At 38.3% G+C, this 18,083-nt stretch carries 13 protein-coding genes; 6 read left to right on the forward strand and 7 right to left on the reverse strand.

Annotated features, from left to right (window positions below; translation table 11 throughout):
- The 3 genes from R8925_RS02550 to R8925_RS02560 all read right to left on the reverse strand — a co-directional run.
- Positions 1–924: toxin Cry1Ac domain D-VI-related protein (locus R8925_RS02550; protein ID WP_430534361.1), on the reverse strand; the 924-nt coding region annotated here is incomplete at its 3' end.
- A gap of 284 nt (positions 925–1,208) precedes the next feature.
- The gene (locus tag R8925_RS02555) at positions 1,209–1,553 is read right to left on the reverse strand and encodes a YjgN family protein (RefSeq protein WP_430534362.1); all 345 of its coding nucleotides are present in this window, start codon (positions 1,551–1,553) and stop codon (positions 1,209–1,211) included.
- Between the two features lie 246 nt (positions 1,554–1,799).
- A complete protein-coding gene (locus R8925_RS02560) occupies positions 1,800–2,558 on the reverse strand; it encodes a Crp/Fnr family transcriptional regulator (protein WP_430534363.1) in 759 nt (252 codons plus the stop codon).
- Positions 2,559–4,224: 1,666 nt separating this feature from the next.
- Between R8925_RS02560 and R8925_RS02565 the strand changes: the two genes are divergently transcribed.
- The 4 genes from R8925_RS02565 to R8925_RS02580 all read left to right on the forward strand — a co-directional run bounded on the left by R8925_RS02565 (position 4,225) and on the right by R8925_RS02580 (position 11,051).
- Positions 4,225–7,410 carry an immunoglobulin-like domain-containing protein gene (locus tag R8925_RS02565; protein ID WP_430534364.1) on the forward strand — a complete coding sequence of 1,062 codons (3,186 nt, stop codon included), beginning with the start codon at positions 4,225–4,227 and terminating at the stop codon, positions 7,408–7,410.
- Positions 7,411–7,588: 178 nt separating this feature from the next.
- A complete protein-coding gene (locus R8925_RS02570) occupies positions 7,589–8,200 on the forward strand; it encodes a toxin Cry1Ac domain D-VI-related protein (RefSeq protein WP_430534365.1) in 612 nt (203 codons plus the stop codon).
- On the forward strand, positions 8,197–8,610 hold the full coding sequence (locus R8925_RS02575) for an immunoglobulin-like domain-containing protein (protein ID WP_430534366.1): 414 nt from the start codon (positions 8,197–8,199) through the stop codon (positions 8,608–8,610). The genes R8925_RS02570 and R8925_RS02575 overlap by 4 nt, the downstream gene beginning before the upstream one ends.
- 458 nt (positions 8,611–9,068) lie before the next feature.
- Positions 9,069–11,051: an immunoglobulin-like domain-containing protein gene (locus tag R8925_RS02580; protein ID WP_430534367.1), complete on the forward strand. Its 1,983-nt coding sequence runs from the start codon at positions 9,069–9,071 to the stop codon at positions 11,049–11,051.
- Positions 11,052–11,177: 126 nt separating this feature from the next.
- On the opposite strand, the gene R8925_RS02585 is transcribed toward R8925_RS02580, so the two are convergent.
- The 3 genes from R8925_RS02585 to R8925_RS02595 all read right to left on the reverse strand — a co-directional run bounded on the left by R8925_RS02585 (position 11,178) and on the right by R8925_RS02595 (position 14,704).
- Entirely contained in the window at positions 11,178–12,620 is a 1,443-nt protein-coding gene (locus tag R8925_RS02585) for an AcpB/EbpR/MafR family transcriptional regulator (protein ID WP_430534368.1), read from the reverse strand.
- Between the two features lie 139 nt (positions 12,621–12,759).
- Complete coding sequence (fghA, locus tag R8925_RS02590) at positions 12,760–13,599, reverse strand: S-formylglutathione hydrolase (protein ID WP_430534369.1); 840 nt, start codon at positions 13,597–13,599, stop codon at positions 12,760–12,762.
- Positions 13,592–14,704: an S-(hydroxymethyl)glutathione dehydrogenase/class III alcohol dehydrogenase gene (locus R8925_RS02595; RefSeq protein ID WP_430534370.1), complete on the reverse strand. Its 1,113-nt coding sequence runs from the start codon at positions 14,702–14,704 to the stop codon at positions 13,592–13,594. Before R8925_RS02595 ends, fghA begins: the two co-directional genes overlap by 8 nt.
- A gap of 135 nt (positions 14,705–14,839) precedes the next feature.
- Here R8925_RS02595 and R8925_RS02600 point away from each other — a divergent pair, with 135 nt between their 5' ends.
- On the forward strand, positions 14,840–16,375 hold the full coding sequence (locus tag R8925_RS02600) for a gluconokinase (protein WP_430534371.1): 1,536 nt from the start codon (positions 14,840–14,842) through the stop codon (positions 16,373–16,375).
- A gap of 359 nt (positions 16,376–16,734) precedes the next feature.
- Positions 16,735–17,106, forward strand: coding sequence for a hypothetical protein (locus tag R8925_RS02605; RefSeq protein WP_430534372.1), 372 nt, complete (start codon positions 16,735–16,737; stop codon positions 17,104–17,106).
- Positions 17,107–17,269: 163 nt separating this feature from the next.
- On the opposite strand, the gene R8925_RS02610 is transcribed toward R8925_RS02605, so the two are convergent.
- A complete protein-coding gene (locus R8925_RS02610) occupies positions 17,270–18,007 on the reverse strand; it encodes a MurR/RpiR family transcriptional regulator (protein ID WP_430534373.1) in 738 nt (245 codons plus the stop codon).
- Positions 18,008–18,083 lie beyond the last annotated feature (76 nt).

The raw sequence follows: 18,083 nt of genomic DNA on the forward strand, positions 1-18,083 counted from the left end.
TGCTTGGTTTTCCGCAATTCTTACATCCAATTGCTTTTGCGCTTCTGCAATTTGTGTAGTTAATTCGGCTTTTTTCGCGGCGTTTGTCACAGCTGCAACAAGCTCTTTAGCATTATCAATCGCATTTTGAGTTAAGCTCGATTTAATGGTTCCTGTGACGTCATTGTTGTTAAACAGCGCTTTTACCGCATTTGTTGCTACTTCTTGAGCGCTTGCTTCGTTGTGTGCAGCTTTTACAGAGTAACTTTCAAGCGATGCATAATGTTGCGCACCTAGCGTATTCATAGACGTATAGCCAGCACGTATATATACAATAGTACTTGTACTAATTGCTTTAAACTCAATTTGTGATCTGTCTGAAACTGTAATGTCTGATCTACCAGGTAACATATAAGTATTAAACTTAATTTTGTCCCCACCGTATTGGCTAACACCAACCTCTAAGCTCAAATGACTAGATGCATTAGCAGTGCTAGCGTATGAGTTACTTAGTCTATAAGTATAGTCAAAAATATATGACTTACCAACTTCTGTACTAATAGTCACTGCAGTGAAACCAGCAGTTTCGCTAATTTTTTGCGTTTCGTGTAGATAATAATTAAATGGATTATCTTTAGCAACCATTCGATGATTTTGGCCTTTTAACTCATATCGATTCGGGTCTGTCCCCGTCAATTCAAAACCTGTTGCTGGTTGTGGCGTGTTCGTGTACTCTCCTAAAATCGTAAAATTCTTAAAGCGTTGGTTCAACAAACCTGTATCTTTGTTTATTAATTCAGATTCAGTTGTCGCTACTGCTGTTTGAACTTGCTCTGCTGCATATGCCGACAATACATTAATGGATGGTGTAACATTCACTCCTAAAATTGCTAATGTAACTGATGTTGCTAAAGCTTGTTTTGTAATCTGTTTTTTTAAAATCATGTTCAATCTCCTCTTTAACTTTTAATTTAGCTCACTTTTGTGGCTGTTTTAACTTTAATAAATATTACATATCTGTTTTCTTTCTACTCGGGATAAGTGTTTGCTTTTGTGAAAATTAGTGTATTTAATTAGCTTGAAGGTTCCTATATCAGAGATTCAGGTGAAGCAAAACCAGAAAATATCAATTTTAATGCGACGAATAGGTTAATTTTTTACAAAGATGACTTATTTATTATTCCTTATAACAACATCTAGATAGCACAATAAAGCTCTATTATTTTTCCTCAAAGGCCCGTAACAAACGTCGTATGTTTTGCTTTCCAATCTTCCAATTTAATAAATACCCAGAAATAATAGATACCAAATGTGATGATCATAAGCAACAACCATTTTATCCAATTGCCAAATAAACCAAACGCGGAGCCACTGAATTGCATTCTGCGTCCTTCGATAACAGTATGGTTTATTTTCCAGCCATAAATCATCGTTAATGCCCATGGATAACAGATGCCAAACGTAATAACAGTTACAATAAATCCAAGGATAATCCAACCAATATACTGGAATAAACCACCATCAAAAAAAGAAGTCCGTCCGTTCTTCTTTTCGTAAAAATATTCTTTAGACATATTTAATTACCTCCTCTACATGTTATTTAGAAACTTATAGTATCATTTCCGCTAATATATTTTGAGATTTGTCACGCCCCACGATGACTATAATACTATTCGCATCGAGCTTCTTGTCTACTACATAAGACTTGAATGTGCCATCGATTGTTACACTTGTGATTGTGCCTGATGTTCCCACTAGTACTTTGATGATTAGATTTTTAAAGATGATTCGTCTATTGTTTGCATTATATAGCATTTCTTTTAAAAATTAATGCTGTCTCTCAATATCGATAATATAGGCTTCCATTTTTTTAGATGAATAAAAATCTTCTTATTGTTTATCTTTACTACACCAAGTTTCATCAAATTGTGTAACACTCTCGATATAGTATTTACATGAAGCTGTACATAATTAGCTAGCGTCACCACCGTTATCGGGGGAATTGTGCAAAAATCAGATTTTTTTGAATTCAACAGATTTAACTTATCTAATAAATGATGCATCGTCAGCACCACTTTGCTCTCTGCTTTTTCACGGCGTATGCTCTCTTTAAACTCCATATTTTGACGCTCTCGCAACGTATAGCTGTAATGATACAAATTTCCTTTTTGCGTATTCAACAATTTATCTACAATGTGCGCCTTATTAAATTTCAAAACAGTCATCACCTTCGAAATCGCTTTATACGAATAGTTCGAACTATTGAATGTAAATAAATCTGAAAAACCGATAATATCATCACTCGCTTTTATATCCAAAACAATGTTATCCTTTTCCATTGTCGCAATTCCAGACTCAATAATATAAATAAACTCGGTATCTGGTCTCTTGTCCTCTACCATTCCCGTATGAATCATCTCTCTAAGCAAATACGTATTTTTCTTAAATGAAATCGTTTCGTAAGGAATTGGCATAGCTTCTTCTGTACAAAGAAAATCAGCAAACTTCGAAAGATTAAAGTACTCTCTAATTTTCGTTATATCGTAAAGGTTTTTTATCGCTTCTGTATAGGAATCCAACCTATTCCACCTCCTTTCCATTCTATGATCTATATTACATTAGCATTAAAGTTATTTCATGTGATACACACAAAGAAAACCATGCTTATATAATATATTACTTATCTTAACAAGATTAGAGATTATTTGTTTAGATTACCTAGAGGTAAAACAAGTTTTTAATGACTTTTTAATGACTTTTTAAGTTCTATAAGTCACAATCGTAGAACCATCACTCCCTTACTGAACGTCCGTATGCTAATTTTGATGCGATTTAAAACATATCAATATGCATTTTTCGACTTATATTATAAATAACACCTTAACTTTTCAGTTTTTTCAATACTTTAGTAACCGTATTAGGATTTAGATTCGTGTACTTAGAGATATTTGATGGATCACCTGCATCTAGGTAGGTATTTTCAATATAAGGAAATTAAATTACGTAATTTTTTTAACTTTAAAAAAATGAAAAAATTCTAGTTTCAGCCAACTGATGCTCTATACTAAGGTTAAGCAAGACAAAAACTAAACGAAGAGGTTGATTTAAATAACAAAGAAAAAATAGGAAGAAGCTGTTAAACGTATTAACGGCCAAGGCAATTATCTTATCAAGTATTAGTGGAGAGGTATTAATACAATCTTTAACAGCATTAGCAGCAGAAGATCAGAATGTAGTTGGAGTAGCGAGTACAGGAACACAAAGTAGTCTACTAAACTTCAATAGGGAGCCATACAGCACAAATAAACTAAAATACTGGATTTCACAATCAAATAGCAGCATCTTCTAATATCGACACATATACGAAATCAGAAAATGTCTACACGATTTCTGATGTATTTAAAACAGTCAAAGTGAATAATGACAATTCATTCACATTAACAAGTACGAAGCTACCTCATACAATTGCACAAAACGTAAAAACGGAAATTGGTAAAGAATATACAGTATCTACATGTGTACAACAAAATGGCGTTCCTGGGGCAGTTACGGAGCAACTTGGTAATAGATGATGAAACAATTGCACCGACAACATATAGATGAAACACAACTAACAGAAAAAGAAATAAAGTAGAAGTAACAGGAAAGGGCAATACGTTAACCTTGCAACAAGATATCTACCTGACAGAAATATTCAACAATTCCGACATCACGTGTTATCAGAAATGAGTGTTGTAAGTTCTAGATAAGCAACTATACCAAGACGATAAGAGCAATCAAATCCTGTATCTTACCATCTTTCTACCGATTAATCCATTTTATTTAGTAAAATATCACAAAAAATTCACAAAAAACGACACTCAACATCTAGGTATTAAGGAAAATGACCAGCAATTTTTGTTAAAGTTAACTTAGCCGCAAAAGTGAGATAAATTAAAAGTTTAAGAGGATACATGACATGGTTTTTAATACACAAATAGGATATATGCCAATAAAGTAAACAATAGAATAGCTAATATTATTGGAATGGTGTTCTGTTGGGGAGCAACCTACTGTCTCTGAGAGGCTGGCATAGAAGCTTGTAATCCCAATGTTTCTGATGAAAGTTCAAATATTTATCGATAAAGTTCGCTATGAAATAGTAATTGTGATCGTTAGCTTCTCGCATGTATAGCATCGGATGTTTTAAACAAAATAATTTAAGTTTTAGTAGCGGATAATATTTTGAAATGGAGGAATGAAAGAATGAGAAAAAATAAGTGGGATCTTTTTTTGGCTACTATATTTCTGGTTGCTACAATAAGTGTCTTTACGACGTGGGGGTTAAAAGTAGACGCAGCGACAATGGAGAAGAAGTTGGATACTTTGGAAAACCCAGCTTGGATGAGGAACCAAGGACTATCTAAAGGTGTTAATCATGATCGACAAGATTTGGGAGTGATTCTTCCAAAGAATGCAACAATCGAAATTCGTCAAACCAATACGAATTTTAAAGATAATATCACATTAGAGTTACTAAACGATGACAACCAAACAGAAAATACTTATACGGTTGGAAGTTCATGGGTGAAAATAACGGCAAGTAGCGACTCTGTTCCGTTTATAAAAACCACATTTACAGCTAATGCCCCAGTTGTAGAATACAAAGTAAGCGACACAGCCATTAGCTTGCCCGTGTTGAAACAAGGGGATGGCGAAACCGCATTCTTCAATAAATGGGACACAACAAAAGCGGCATTCGGATTAGTGAGTAATCAATATATCCAGATTTTAGTTCCAGCCGGAGATAAATCTTATCTGAAGAAAATGGATGATTTCAAGTCCATTGATGCTTTATTAGCCTATTACGATACGTTATTTGAAACGTTTAATGAACTAGAGGGTATTTCATTCACATCAAAAAATGCGACGGACAAAAATATTCCGAATCGCTACTTTGCGAAAGCAGATAAACATGGTGCAGGTGTAGCTTATTACGGTGGTAATTATACCGCAGAAACGAGTGCGTCTGTGATCTCATTCTGGTTAAAACCTGGATGGGGCGGACTTCACGAGATTGCTCATGGTTATCAAGGTGACTTTATGTCAGACACGACATTTTCGACAGGAGAAGTCTGGAATAACTTATACGCAGATAGCATGCAGAAAAAAATGATGGGTAAAGATTATTACAGTGGTTGGCTATACGGTGGTAATGTGGCGAATAAGGAGGAAGCTTTCGAAAAAAATGTGTACACAACAAAAACACCTGTGAACAACTGGGATCTTGCTAACAAGTTATACATGTTGACTTTGATGAAAGATATGGCTGGCGACAAAGCTTTTACACATTTTAACCAAGCGTATCGAGCTGACGCGAACGCAACTAAAAAGAATAAAGATGCTTTCCTATTAGACCTCTTGACTAAATATTTCGGCGAGGTAAGTCACTATGATTTTACGCCTTTCGTGGAACTTGTTCAAGGATCGATATCAGGCAATCAAAAAGCTGAAAATCTGTATTCTGGCAATAAAGCTGTTTATCCACTGGCCTCTTTACTATCAGGAGACAACTTGAAAAAAGCACGCCAAGATACAAAGCTAGATACAAAATGGGGATTGGTAAGTAATGACCAACTCAATAAGTACAAATTAACAGCAACAACAAAAGTGACATTTTCCATCAATGATTTCGCGCAAATAGAAGGAAAAGTATTACGAATAAAAAATGGTGCAGATGTTGTTCGCGAGATAATCATCACGTCGCCAACGATGACGCTAAAAAATATGCCAATTGGAATTTACTCCCTAGACATCGCTACAGGAACAACTCGTTTTTATGAGCCAGAAACAAATTATTTGGCGATAACAGATCACGGAAGTAGCGCAACTATCACGATGAATGAGATCCAAACATCGACGATAGCGGAGCAAAAAATGGTGTTTAAAGGCCTAGGTGACAACATTTTTGCGATTACTACGGTTGACCCTGAAAAAGGGAACTTGGAATTAAACGTGACAAATAACAAACCACATTCTTATTTTGCAAACGAGTATGCTTCTATCGAAGTTTTCGACGAGCAAGGGAAATCGCTTTTCAAGAAAGTAATGAATGGGAATGGGACAGAGACTGGCAAGTTCCAAATGGCTATCAAACCTAACGATACAATCAAGATCATGCACAAAGAGCCAAATCGCTTTAGTATCATTGGAGCATCTGCCAAGCTAATAAATACAGCGACAGAGCAGACGTTTAAAGTCAGCAAATATGGATTAACGAGTAACGTGACAAAAGTGACGGATCAGGATGCTTTGGCCAATTATAAATCCAATTTAGTTGCTTTTGCTGAAACAGTCATAGCGAAATTCAAAAATGAAGATTACGCAGCACCGAAAACAAAACTAAAAAAAGGAATCCAATATTTATCAGATACCGACGCAGATAAAATCAAGTATCAACAAACCTATGCTAGTCTTTTAGCACTCAAAGGCGAAGCAACATCGAATGCAGTCAAAGAACTATTCAATAACAATGATGTCACAGGAACAATCAAAGAAGATACAACACAAGACGCAATCGATAAAGCAAAAGAACTCGTATCGACCTTGACGGACACAGACAAAAAAGTAGCGTTAGAAGCGCAAATCGCAGAAGCACAAAAACAACTAACAGACAAAGAAACCAAAGTAGAAGTAACAGGAAAAGGCAACACGTTCATCTTGCAACAAGATCGCTACCTGACAGGAACATACACTGGCGACGTAGCATCAATGAGCGTAGAAGTAAACGGTAAACTTTACTACGGTGGAACAGTTAAAAATGGCGAATTCAGTTTCTATGCCTTAGACAAAATTGCATCAGTAAGCGATAAAGTCATCATTAACTTGCACAGTGCTGACAAAACAATCCAAGCATCATTCCCAGTAGTAGTAAAAGAAGCAACGAAAGTAACACAAAACGCCTTCAAAGTGAAAGATTCCTATATCACAGGAACATTTAACAACTCCGACATCGCAAAAATGGGTATCGTTGTAAACGGCAAAGCATACTGGGGCGGAACAGTTGCGGATGGTGAGTTCAAGTACTATGCCTTAGACAAAATTACTAGCGCAACAGATGAAGTCGTATTAAACTTCTACAATGCAAACAATGAACTAATCATCTCGAAAAACCTTGTTATCACGACACCAGCTGTTACCTCAGGTGAAATCGTATCTGCGAACCTAGCAGTTGGCGATAAGAACATTGTCGGAACCATCACAGGCGATATTAAGAGCTTCGGCGTAACAATCGACGGCACAACATACAATGGTGGAACAATTGCCGCAGATGGCACATTTAAGTTCTATGTAGCAGACAAGAAATTCACAGCTGACAGCGTAGTGACGATCGTTGGTTACGACAAAACAAAAAACATCTTGGCAGAAACAAATATCGTAGTATCTAAATAAGCAAGTAAATTAAGACGATAAGAACGCCATCAATTCTGGCCTCTTATCGTTTTTTTGTGAATAGCACACAAAATTCACAAATGAGGAGACTCATATCTAGGTAGAAAGAAAAATAGCCTAAAATCTTTGTTAAAGTGAACTTAGCCACAAGAGTGAGCTAAAGAAAAGGAGATAAGATATGATGTTAAAAAAACAGATTACCAAGAAAATTGTAGCAACATCAGCAATACTAGCGATTATAGGAGGACCGATGGCTGCACCAATCAACGTATTATCAGTATCCGCGGCAGAAACAATAGTAGATCCCATGGAAGTAGCACGTCAAGACATGGTAAGCCAAAATATACAGTCTCTATTCAACGGCAATAATGTAGCAGGAACCATCAAAGCTGAACTGACGCAAGCTACTATTAATAGGGTGAAAAAGGGGATTGAAACTCTCGCAAGCGCAACGAAAAAAGCAGAATTCACAGCGCAAGTAGCAGAAGCCCAAAAACAACTCAAAGAAAGAACCACTGAAAGGCAAGGTAGAGCAGCCGTAAACCAACTTTTCAAAAATGGTGATCCAACGGGCACAATTAAGGACGGTTTAACGCATGTATATATCGATGGAATGGAAATTATCGCTAATTTTGTGGGGAATCCAGATATAAGATCTGAACTACAAGCAGGAATCGCCAGCGCTCGTGCACAAGTTGATGGAAAAACAAGTGGAGAAGATGCAGCTGAATTAGCGCGCCAAGAAGTAGCAAAAAATGTTGTAAAAGGTCTTTTCAATACAATGATGTGATTGGAAAAATCAAGGGGGATACAGATCAAGTAGCAATAGATAATGCCAAAAAATTAGTAGCGCTAATCACAGATACTACCAAAAAAGCGGAATTACAAGTACTGATTGCAAAAGCTCAAAAACAAGTAACAGAAAAAGAAACATCGATAGCTGGGACAGTGAATGTGTTCGCACTAAAAACAGATTGTTATGTAGCAGGAACATATCAAGGTGATGTAATAGCTATGAGCCTGGACGTAAACGGCAAACGTTACTACGGTGGAACCGTGAATAACGGAACATTTAGTTTCTATGCTTTAGATAAAATTTTCAATACAAATGATGTTGTTATCGTAAATTTACGTGGTGTGGGTAATGTTATCAAGACATCTTTAAGCGTGACTGTGAAGAACTATAAGAGCTTGGAGTAAGAAGCTTCTTATCGTTTTTTAGCTCTATCTTTCATAAAATTAAGTGGTAAGGAAGCATATGATGCAATAAGTAAAATTAGTACGGCTGTAAGAGCGAATTAAACTAATACTTGCAAATGGCGAAATCACATCAGCATAACATTTACATCTGGTGCATTTAAATACCACACTGTGGATAAGAAAATCAAAACTGATAGTACAGTCATTATTTACACTTACGACAAAGCAAAAGCAGTTCGGAAGTAATGATAGAAGTATCTAAGTAACGACTAGAGAAATTGCTGAAATTAGTCAGTATATTTAATTTTAGTGGTTTTTTATGATAATAATCAAACACTAATTTTTCATATTTTTAATTCCTTTTTTGAAAGATTTGAAAAACCCCGATTTGGAGTAAATGATGTTCTATACTAAGTTTAGGCAAGAAAAAATAAAGCAATTGAGAGAGGTTGATAAGTATGAAGAAAAATATGTTGAAAAAAATATTAACGGTAGTCACAGCGACAACAATTGTAGGTTCAGGAACGTTGGAGGTCGTGGCATCATTGCCAACGACACAAGCACAAGCGAGTGTATTGCCTGCACTAGACTCTAAGTGGGAAGTGTATAGAGCCCAAGCAGCAAATGGTGGACTGAGTTTCAATGGTAACTATACGATGACTAACTCTGTGGTTAAACTTACTCAAGCCAATTACGAATCCTATAGTAAGACAGCGGTCAATGCTAGCAATAATTTAGAAGTAGGAAAAGAGTATGAAATCTTTTATTCTACAAAAGCAACGACAACAGTCGCAAAACATTATGTTGACGTTAGGGTTATGCTAGGAACACTTAGTCAAGGTGGAAGGGCCCTTTCTTCTGGCGCTAAATTTAAAATGACTAAAGGTTCCTTAATCATGATAGATGTAGCAACAAAGAATGCTGCAGGCACGGCTATGAATTATAACTTTGATGTAGAAGTAAGTGGTTTAACCATTCAAAAAACACAAGCTCAAGTAGAAAAAGATGCACTGGAAGAGGCTAACAACAAGGATAAAGTAGCACAAGATGATGCACGTGAAGCAGTCAATGACTTATTTGAAAATAAGAATCCACAAGGGCTAATCACAGAATATGTAACACAAGAAAGTATTGATAAGGCCAAAGAACTTGTTGACAAAGTGGTGGATTCGACAATCAAGCAAGAGTTAGCGGCATATATAGCGGAAGCACAAGCACAATTAGACGTGAAGATGGCGGAAGTAGTAGCAGAACAAGCACGTCAAGAAGCAGCAACAGATGCAGTTAAAAACCTATTCAACAACAATGATGTAACAGGAACAATCAAGGATAGCACGACACAAGAAGCAATCGATCAAGCAAAGGAGCTATTAGTAGCTGTTACAAGCATAGATAAAAAAGCAGAATTAGAAGCGCAAATCGCAGAAGCACAAAAACAATTGGATGCTAAAGCTGAAGAAGGAACAGAAAAAACACGCCAAGAAGTAGCAACAGATGCGGTTAAGAATCTATTCAACAACAATGACGTAACAGGAACAATCAAGGACAGCACGACACAAGAAGCGATTGACCAAGCAAAAGAATTAGTAGCAGCTATCACAGATGCAGCTAAAAAAGCAGAATTAGAGTCTCAAATTGAAAAAGCTCAACAACAACTAACAGAAAAAGAAACTAAAGTAGAAGTCACTGGAAAAGGCAATACGTTCACACTTCAACAAGACCGCTATTTGACAGGAACCTACACAGGCGATGTATCATCGATGAGCGTGGATATCAATGGCAAACGCTACTACGGTGGAACAGTAAAAAGTGGCGAGTTCAGTTTCTACGCCCTAGATAAAATCGCAAAAGAAACTGATGAAGTAATGGTCAACCTTCATGGTGCGGATAAGTCTATCCAAACAACTTTTGTAGTCATAGTAAAAGTTCCAACAAAGATTACACCAAATGCATACAAATTGAAAGATTCGAATATCACAGGTGCATTCAACAATCCAGATATCACAAAGATGAATATCGTTGTTAATGGTAAAACATATTGGGGTGGTACGCTAGCAAACGGCGAGTTCAAATTCTACGCCCTAGACAAAATCACAAGTGCAACAGATGAAGTAACAATGAATTTCTTCAACGCAAAAAATGAGTTAATCATTTCGAAAAACTTAACCATCGTAGCACCAGTTGTCACATCAGGTGAAATCACAAGTGCAACCGTAGCAGTGGGCGATAAAAACATCATTGGGACTATCACAGGCGATATCAAGAGTTTCGGTGTAACTATTGATGGCACAACGTACAATGGTGGGACCATTACAGGAGACGGCACCTTTAAATTCTATGTAGCCGACAAAAAATTCACAGCAGATAGCATTATTACAATCGTAGGTTACGACAAATCAAAAAATGCATTATCTGAAATGGCATTACCAGTTACTAAATAATAGAGATATAAAAACTAAGCAATAAAAAACTCCCCATAAAGTAAACACTAGAAAAATAAAAATTCTAGCTACTTTGTGGGGAGTGTTTCATGTAATAATGAACAAAGGCAGCTTGAATAATAGCTATTATTCAAGCTGATCAATGTAATTTTGCAATCGCATAATATCGCGCATAGTAGGCGGCATGTTCCACACCATAACATTTACATCCTGATCTAGCCAAATGGGGTAATCTGTTATAATTAGTCTTGAAATAAGCGGATTGTCCATCTCGTTCCAATCATCAGAAAAAAGCACCAGCGCCTCAGAAAAATGCTTTCTAATTTCCGTTTTTAAAAATGTCTCCCAGAAGAATCCATTCTTAGCGATGACTTTTACATGTATAATTTTTTCCTCTGCTTCATTTAGCAGAATAAATAGGAATAAGTCATTCATATAGGATGTAATGATATTTTTATTATCTCGAATATATTGGTAGCCGGGAAGCTTTTCATATTTCGTTAAAACCATGTCGATTTGTTGTGTGATGTCGGTGTCTGGTATTGTTTTTTCGGTAAAATAGTCTACATCGATAATCAAATTCTTCTTCTGAACAAAGCTAAAGCGGGTTAAATAATCTAGTACGACAACGACTAGTCGATCAAAGTCTGTAGTTTGATCTTTGATAATTTGAGCGAGGTCAAAACCTAACTGATAACGTTGATTGCGATATTTTTTATGATATGCCATTCGAAAATCAATACGCGAATGGTCTACATAAGAAAATGGTCCAAGCGTGCAAGCTAGCAAAATTAAGTGCCGCTCAGTGGTACTTAGCTCGTGATCTAGATTCAACTCTAGATCACTGAAATCAATTTTATCAGCTTCAAAATAGGTTTCCAGATTCTCGACATGATCCTGCTCATCTTCGAGTGTGGCTAGATAACCTTGCTTTATTCGCGTCAAAGAGACACCAATTGCGACAGCATAATCCATTCGAGCGCTAAGAGAATAAGAGATGTGCAAGTGTTTTTCTAATTTTTGGATAAAATGATCAATATCCTGATAGTCAAAGTCTTTGATAAACCAACCTGCATAAGGGACACATTTACTTATCCAGTGATAAAATAAAAATCTGATATTCAATTCATTGCCAAGTATTTGAAATGGTGTTCTATTGAGAATTAGCCTACTTTTTGCTAATAAATCATCCATTTCTGAAAGTCTAGCATAGAGGCTAGTAAGCCCTAGGAAATTCTCTTCTGCCCATTCTTTAGGTAAGCGCTGTTCATCGTTAAAAATAGAGAGGCCGACTAAGAAAAGGTCACTTGTCGAAAGTATGTTGGCTGTCAAATAGTCAAAACTAACATCCATGCTAACTTTTAATGACAGCATCCGGTCATCTTCCTCGATATGGGCCACCTCATCTGGAAATATAGAATTAATGAGTTCCACGTCTTTCATCAATGTATTTAACGAGCAGCCAACTTGATCCGTTAATTCTTTCTTTGCTTTTTTTTCATCAGAAATAAATAGGATATTGAGCAGTACTAACATTCTATAAGCAGACGCAGAAACAAAACTTTTCATACGAAATTCCCCCCTCGCAGATCGAGCTACTTCTAACCGATCCTTGGATACCTTATAGTTACCCTGATTTTATGATTTTATTCGCGCGAAAGGCCATAAAAGTAAGACATAGAATCTTATTTTTACGGCTTTTTTGTAGTTATAGATGCTTTTGATGAAATTCCAAATGTTCGTCGATAAAACTTGCAATGAAATAGTAGCTGTGATCGTAACCGTCTCTCATGCGTAGCGTCAATGGATAACTTTTCCCATCTGCGATTTCGGCTAACTTCTCAGGTTGCAATTGCTCATGATAAAACGAATCACCAGTTCCCTGATCAATCAAAATCGGAGCCTGTGTACCATCATGTTCAGCCAACAACTTTGTCGCATCCCATTCCGGCCAACTTTCCCGATTTTCGCCCAAATATGCATCAAACGCTTTCTGTCCCCATGGAACCTCCATCGGATTCACAATTGGCGCAAAGGCTGAAATCGAGCGGAAGCGTCCAGGATTACGTAATCCGATTACGAGCGCACCATGCCCCCCCATCGAATGCCCCATAATCGACTCCGAGCCAGTCAAACCGAATTCCTCGCGCACAATTCCCGTAAGCTCCGTCACGATGTAATCATACATCTGGAAATTCCGCGCCCAAGGTTCCTGCATCGCATTAACATAAAATCCAGCCCCTTGCCCCAAATCCCAGTCCACATCATCCGCGACATCGTCCCCGCGAGGACTCGTATCCGGCATCAATAACGCCAAACCAATCTCTGCGGCCCGTTTCTGTGCCCCAGCCTTATGCGTGAAATTATCATCCGTACACGTCAAGCCTGAAAGCCACCAAATGAGTGGAGGCGCCTCAAATTTTTCCTTATTCGGCAAAAATAAGCTAAACGTCATATCACAACCTAGAACTTCCGAGTAATGCCGGTACTTCAACTGCGTCCCATCAAAACTCCGATGTTCCTCCAGCAACTCCAATTTTTTAGTCATACGAAAGCACCGTCCGAATCGATTCACCATTGTGCAACAAGTCAAACGCCTCATTAATGTTCGCAAATGGCAACGTATGCGTAATAAACGGATCAAGCTTGATTTCGCCCTTCATCGCTTGCTCCACCATACCTGGCAATTCGCTGCGTCCTTTCACACCGCCAAAAGCTGAACCACGCCACACGCGACCCGTCACGAGTTGGAATGGACGGGTACTAATTTCTTTTCCAGCCGCAGCAACACCAATAATCACGCTTTCGCCCCAACCTTTATGGCAACATTCCAACGCTGAGCGCATCACATCAGTATTTCCGATGCACTCAAAGCTAAAGTCAACGCCACCATTTGTCATTTCGACAATTACTTCTTGAATCGGTCGAGCATGATCTTTCGGGTTTACAAAGTCAGTTGCGCCCATCTCTTTTGCTAGCGTGAATTTATCAGGATTCGTATCAATCGCGATAATTCGGCCAGCCCCAGCTTGTACCGAACCTTGAATAACCGCTAAGCCAATAGCACCGAGTCCAAAAACTGCGACCGTATCGCCAGTTTGAACCTTCGCCGTATTATGAACTGCACCAATCCCAGTCGTTACACCACAACCAAGCAAACATGCTTTTTCAAGTGGTGCATCCGGATGGATTTTTGCAAGCGAAATCTCTGGAATAACCGTGTACTCGCTGAATGTGCTCGTGCCCATGTAATGATAAATGGGTTCGCCCTTATAAGAAAATCGTGTCGTTCCGTCTGGCATCAGGCCTTTGCCTTGCGTTTCGCGAACTGCCTGACAAAGATTCGTTTTTCCAGATGTACAATATTCACATTCACCACATTCCGCGGTGTAAAGTGGGATAACGTGATCACCGACCGCAACACTCGTCACGCCTTCCCCAATTTCGATAACAATCCCGCCACCTTCATGCCCTAAAACGGCTGGGAAAACGCCCTCAGGATCATCACCAGAAAGTGTGTAGGCATCCGTATGACAAACCGCCGTATCCGTAATTTTAACTAAAACTTCCCCTTTTTTTGGAGCCTCCACATCAATTTCAACGATTTCAAGAGGTTGTCCAGGTGCAAAAGCCACTGCTGCACGTGATTTCATATACATTACTTCCCTTCGAGGTGTTATTTTTTACATACAGGTTTAGTATACTATAGGGCATGAAGGGATTCGAGGGCTAAGCCTTGACTCTCCCTTTTTTATCGTTATAATTGGGACAAATGGAGGGTGACGTGGATGGGAAAATCGATTTTTGTAATGGGCGTCGATATTGGAACGACGAGCACGAAAGCGGTGATTTTTAATGTGAAAGGTGAGGTCGTGGCGCGGGAATCGCGAGGATATCCTTTGTTAACGGATGATTCTGGGATGGCAGAACAAGAGCCTCAAGCTATTCTGGAAGCTGTCGTGGCATCGATTCGAGCTGTTATATTGAAGGCGAATGTAGATGTGCGCGCAATTTCTTTTAGCGCGGCGATGCACAGTTTGATTGCGATGGATGCGGATGGGAAACCATTGACGAATTGCATCACATGGGCGGATCAACGTAGCGGTGAAGCTTTGGAACGACGAAAACGCGATTTTTACTTGCATCAAGTCTATGAAAAAACAGGAACACCAATTCATCCAATGAGTCCCTTTGCCAAACTTTGCTGGTTACATGATGATTTTCCCGATGTTGTGGCGAAAGCAGATAAATATATTGGAATAAAAAGTTACGTTTTGCATGCCCTTTTTGGCGAATATGTCATTGATGAGGCATTGGCGTCGGCGTCTGGATTATATAATATTCTGATACATGACTGGGAACCACTAGCTCTTGATATCACACAAATAGCGGCATCAAAACTCCCGAAAGTCGTCTCAGAATCGTACGTTTTTCAGGAAATGCTACCAGTTTGGAAGGAAGCACTTAGCGTCATTGCAGAAAATACGCTCTTTATCGTTGGAAGCAGTGACGGCGCGCTTGCCAATGTCGGCATCGGCTCTATTGGTGAGCATGATGTTACGCTTACTGTCGGAACAAGTGGCGCAGTTCGCAAGCTGACAAAAACATATCACGTCGATGAGTGGCAACGAACTTTCTGTTACGGAGTCGCGAACGGCTATTTTGTACAAGGCGGTGCGGTAAACAACGGCGGTGCAACCCTTGCTTGGGGATTAGAACAATTCGGCACCGATGCTGAGCGCACAACAAATGATTTCACCAGTTTCATCGACAGCACAGATCAGACATTACCCGGCGCAAACGGCCTGCTTTTCCAGCCATATCTGCTAGGCGAACGCGCGCCATATTGGACCGATCAAATCCGCGGTAGCTTCATCGGGCTGACCATTAACCATAAACGCGCACATTTCATCCGAGCCATTTTAGAAGGAATTGCCTTCAATTTAGCGCATGTTTATGAAGTGATGAGTGACCCGCACGATAAAATTCATGTCACCGGCGGACTATCTCAAAGCCCGATTTGGTGCCAACTCGTTGCTGATGTTTTTGATCGTGAAGTCATTGTGCCCCACACTATTGAAGGCTCAAGCCTAGGGGCTGCAATCATCGCTTTATATTCCTTAGAAATTTTACCCACACTCGAACTCACGAAAAAATTACCGCCGAGTCGCATCTATCAACCAAATCCAGAGAATGTCACCATATACAATGAACTAAAACCGATTTTCCAACAAATCACAACACAGCTAATGGGCAGTTATGAACGTTTAATTGATTGGCAAAAAAGCCAAGTAAATGGTAAGATAGAAACAAATAACAGATAAAGCGCACATCACAGGCAAAAAAACGTGGGGTGATTTGAATGAACCGCAAATTAGTATGGACGTTAATCGTTCTAGTAGGGATTTGTTTATTGGGGACATTAATTGCAGTATTAGCGAACTTGTTTTACTTTCATGCATAAAAAACTGGCCGAGGCCAGTTTTTTATTTTTAATGCAAGGTGCACTTTCAAAAATAAACACTGCAAAATCTACATTTTGGGAGTGAGATAGAAGGCTCTCCCCATTAATAACTGAAAAAGCGAATTTACATTAAATTTTGAAAAAAGACTGAATCATGGTAATATAAGTAATGTATTGGTTTTTCGAAAATAATAATTAATCAAAAGGGGAACTATGTCAATGAAAAACAAAATAGCTTTATTTTTAATGGCATTATTAGTTGTTTTTTCACCAATTTCAGCGAGCGTAACGGGCGTTTCGAGTATTCAAGCGGAGGCAGCTGTTAAGAATCCAGTCAAAGTATCTTTAAGTACAACCGCACCAAAACAACGCACAAATGTGACACTAAACGTATCTGGTGTACCGAAAAATACGGCTTATACAGGAACTATCTTCTATAAGTCTAAAAAAACCTACATCTCTGGAAAAGTTGGCACAGCTAAAAAATTCAATATTAGCACAGCGACAAAGGGCTATAAAGTAAAAATCGAAATAGTTGTGAAATACAATAAGCAAACATACAAATCATACGCCTATTTCACACCACGGTGATTTAAAAGATAGACCAATACAAAACGAGAAGTGATACCCCTAATAGCGGGTATCGCTTTTTTGAATGATTTGGAGAAAGTCTATATATTACAGTGTAGATGCTACTAGACTACAACCAATTCTTATTATATTAGACTGTTAGTGACTAACTCTAGATCTATTGTCATATGTGATATTGCCAATATTTCTCGATGATACGGTAGAGTGTAGCCATAGCATAGGTGCGGTTTGTAACATCATAGTTGTGTATGTAATTGATAGGGGCGTAACAATAGAGGTTGATATCAGCAATTTCAGAGAGTGTGTTGGGAGTAATATGAGTAAGCGATATCAATGTTGCTTCTGTTTTTTTGACGAGGCGGGCAACGTCATTTAAAGATTCAGATTCGCCGCTCATACTGATGACGAAAATGAGGTCACCGGCTTTAAGTTCATGGATACTGTAGAGCATGTCGTGACGGTGTTGGTAGTAGTGGCTGCGTTTGTCGGTGCATCGTAGTTGTTTGGCACTGATTTCGCAGAGAAATTGACTGTTACCGATGCCATAAAAGTGAACATCACGAGCTTTTTCAATAAGACTAACTATTTTTTCGACGGTTGTATTGGATAGGTATTCAGCTAAATCAATTTTGGGTGCCTCATTATTTTTTGTTTGGTTGCGAATTTTATCAAGTTGTTGCTGTTCTGTGCGCAGTTCATGCTTCATCTCAGCAAAACCGGTGTAGTCCAGTTTTTTTGCTAATCGCACAATAGTGGTTGGATGCATAAAAAGCACGCTAGCCAAATCTTGAATGGAATTACTAATTACTTCATTAGGGTTATCTTGAATAAAACGAACGATTTCTTGTTCAGACTCATTAAGTTCATTTTTATGAATCATTACACGATGAGAAAATTGCATTATAACACCTCTTTAGTCGTAGTTTAGCAGATTTTTTTTTGGGTGTCTATGGCTCTGGTTATGATGTAATTTGTAC

The sequence above is a fragment of the Listeria rocourtiae subsp. hofi genome (assembly GCF_963575615.1).
Lineage (GTDB): Bacteria > Bacillota > Bacilli > Lactobacillales > Listeriaceae > Listeria_A > Listeria_A hofi.

Coding starts and splice junctions, on each gene's coding strand:
- R8925_RS02570 (WP_430534365.1), top strand. CDS start 7,589: ATGATGTTAAAAAAACAGATTACCAAGAAAATTGTAGCAACATCAGCA.
- R8925_RS02585 (WP_430534368.1), bottom strand. CDS start 12,620: ATGAAAAGTTTTGTTTCTGCGTCTGCTTATAGAATGTTAGTACTGCTC.
- R8925_RS02565 (WP_430534364.1), top strand. CDS start 4,225: ATGAGAAAAAATAAGTGGGATCTTTTTTTGGCTACTATATTTCTGGTT.
- R8925_RS02605 (WP_430534372.1), top strand. CDS start 16,735: ATGAAAAACAAAATAGCTTTATTTTTAATGGCATTATTAGTTGTTTTT.
- R8925_RS02600 (WP_430534371.1), top strand. CDS start 14,840: ATGGGAAAATCGATTTTTGTAATGGGCGTCGATATTGGAACGACGAGC.
- R8925_RS02595 (WP_430534370.1), bottom strand. CDS start 14,704: ATGAAATCACGTGCAGCAGTGGCTTTTGCACCTGGACAACCTCTTGAA.
- R8925_RS02610 (WP_430534373.1), bottom strand. CDS start 18,007: ATGCAATTTTCTCATCGTGTAATGATTCATAAAAATGAACTTAATGAG.
- R8925_RS02580 (WP_430534367.1), top strand. CDS start 9,069: ATGAAGAAAAATATGTTGAAAAAAATATTAACGGTAGTCACAGCGACA.
- R8925_RS02555 (WP_430534362.1), bottom strand. CDS start 1,553: ATGTCTAAAGAATATTTTTACGAAAAGAAGAACGGACGGACTTCTTTT.
- fghA (WP_430534369.1), bottom strand. CDS start 13,599: ATGACTAAAAAATTGGAGTTGCTGGAGGAACATCGGAGTTTTGATGGG.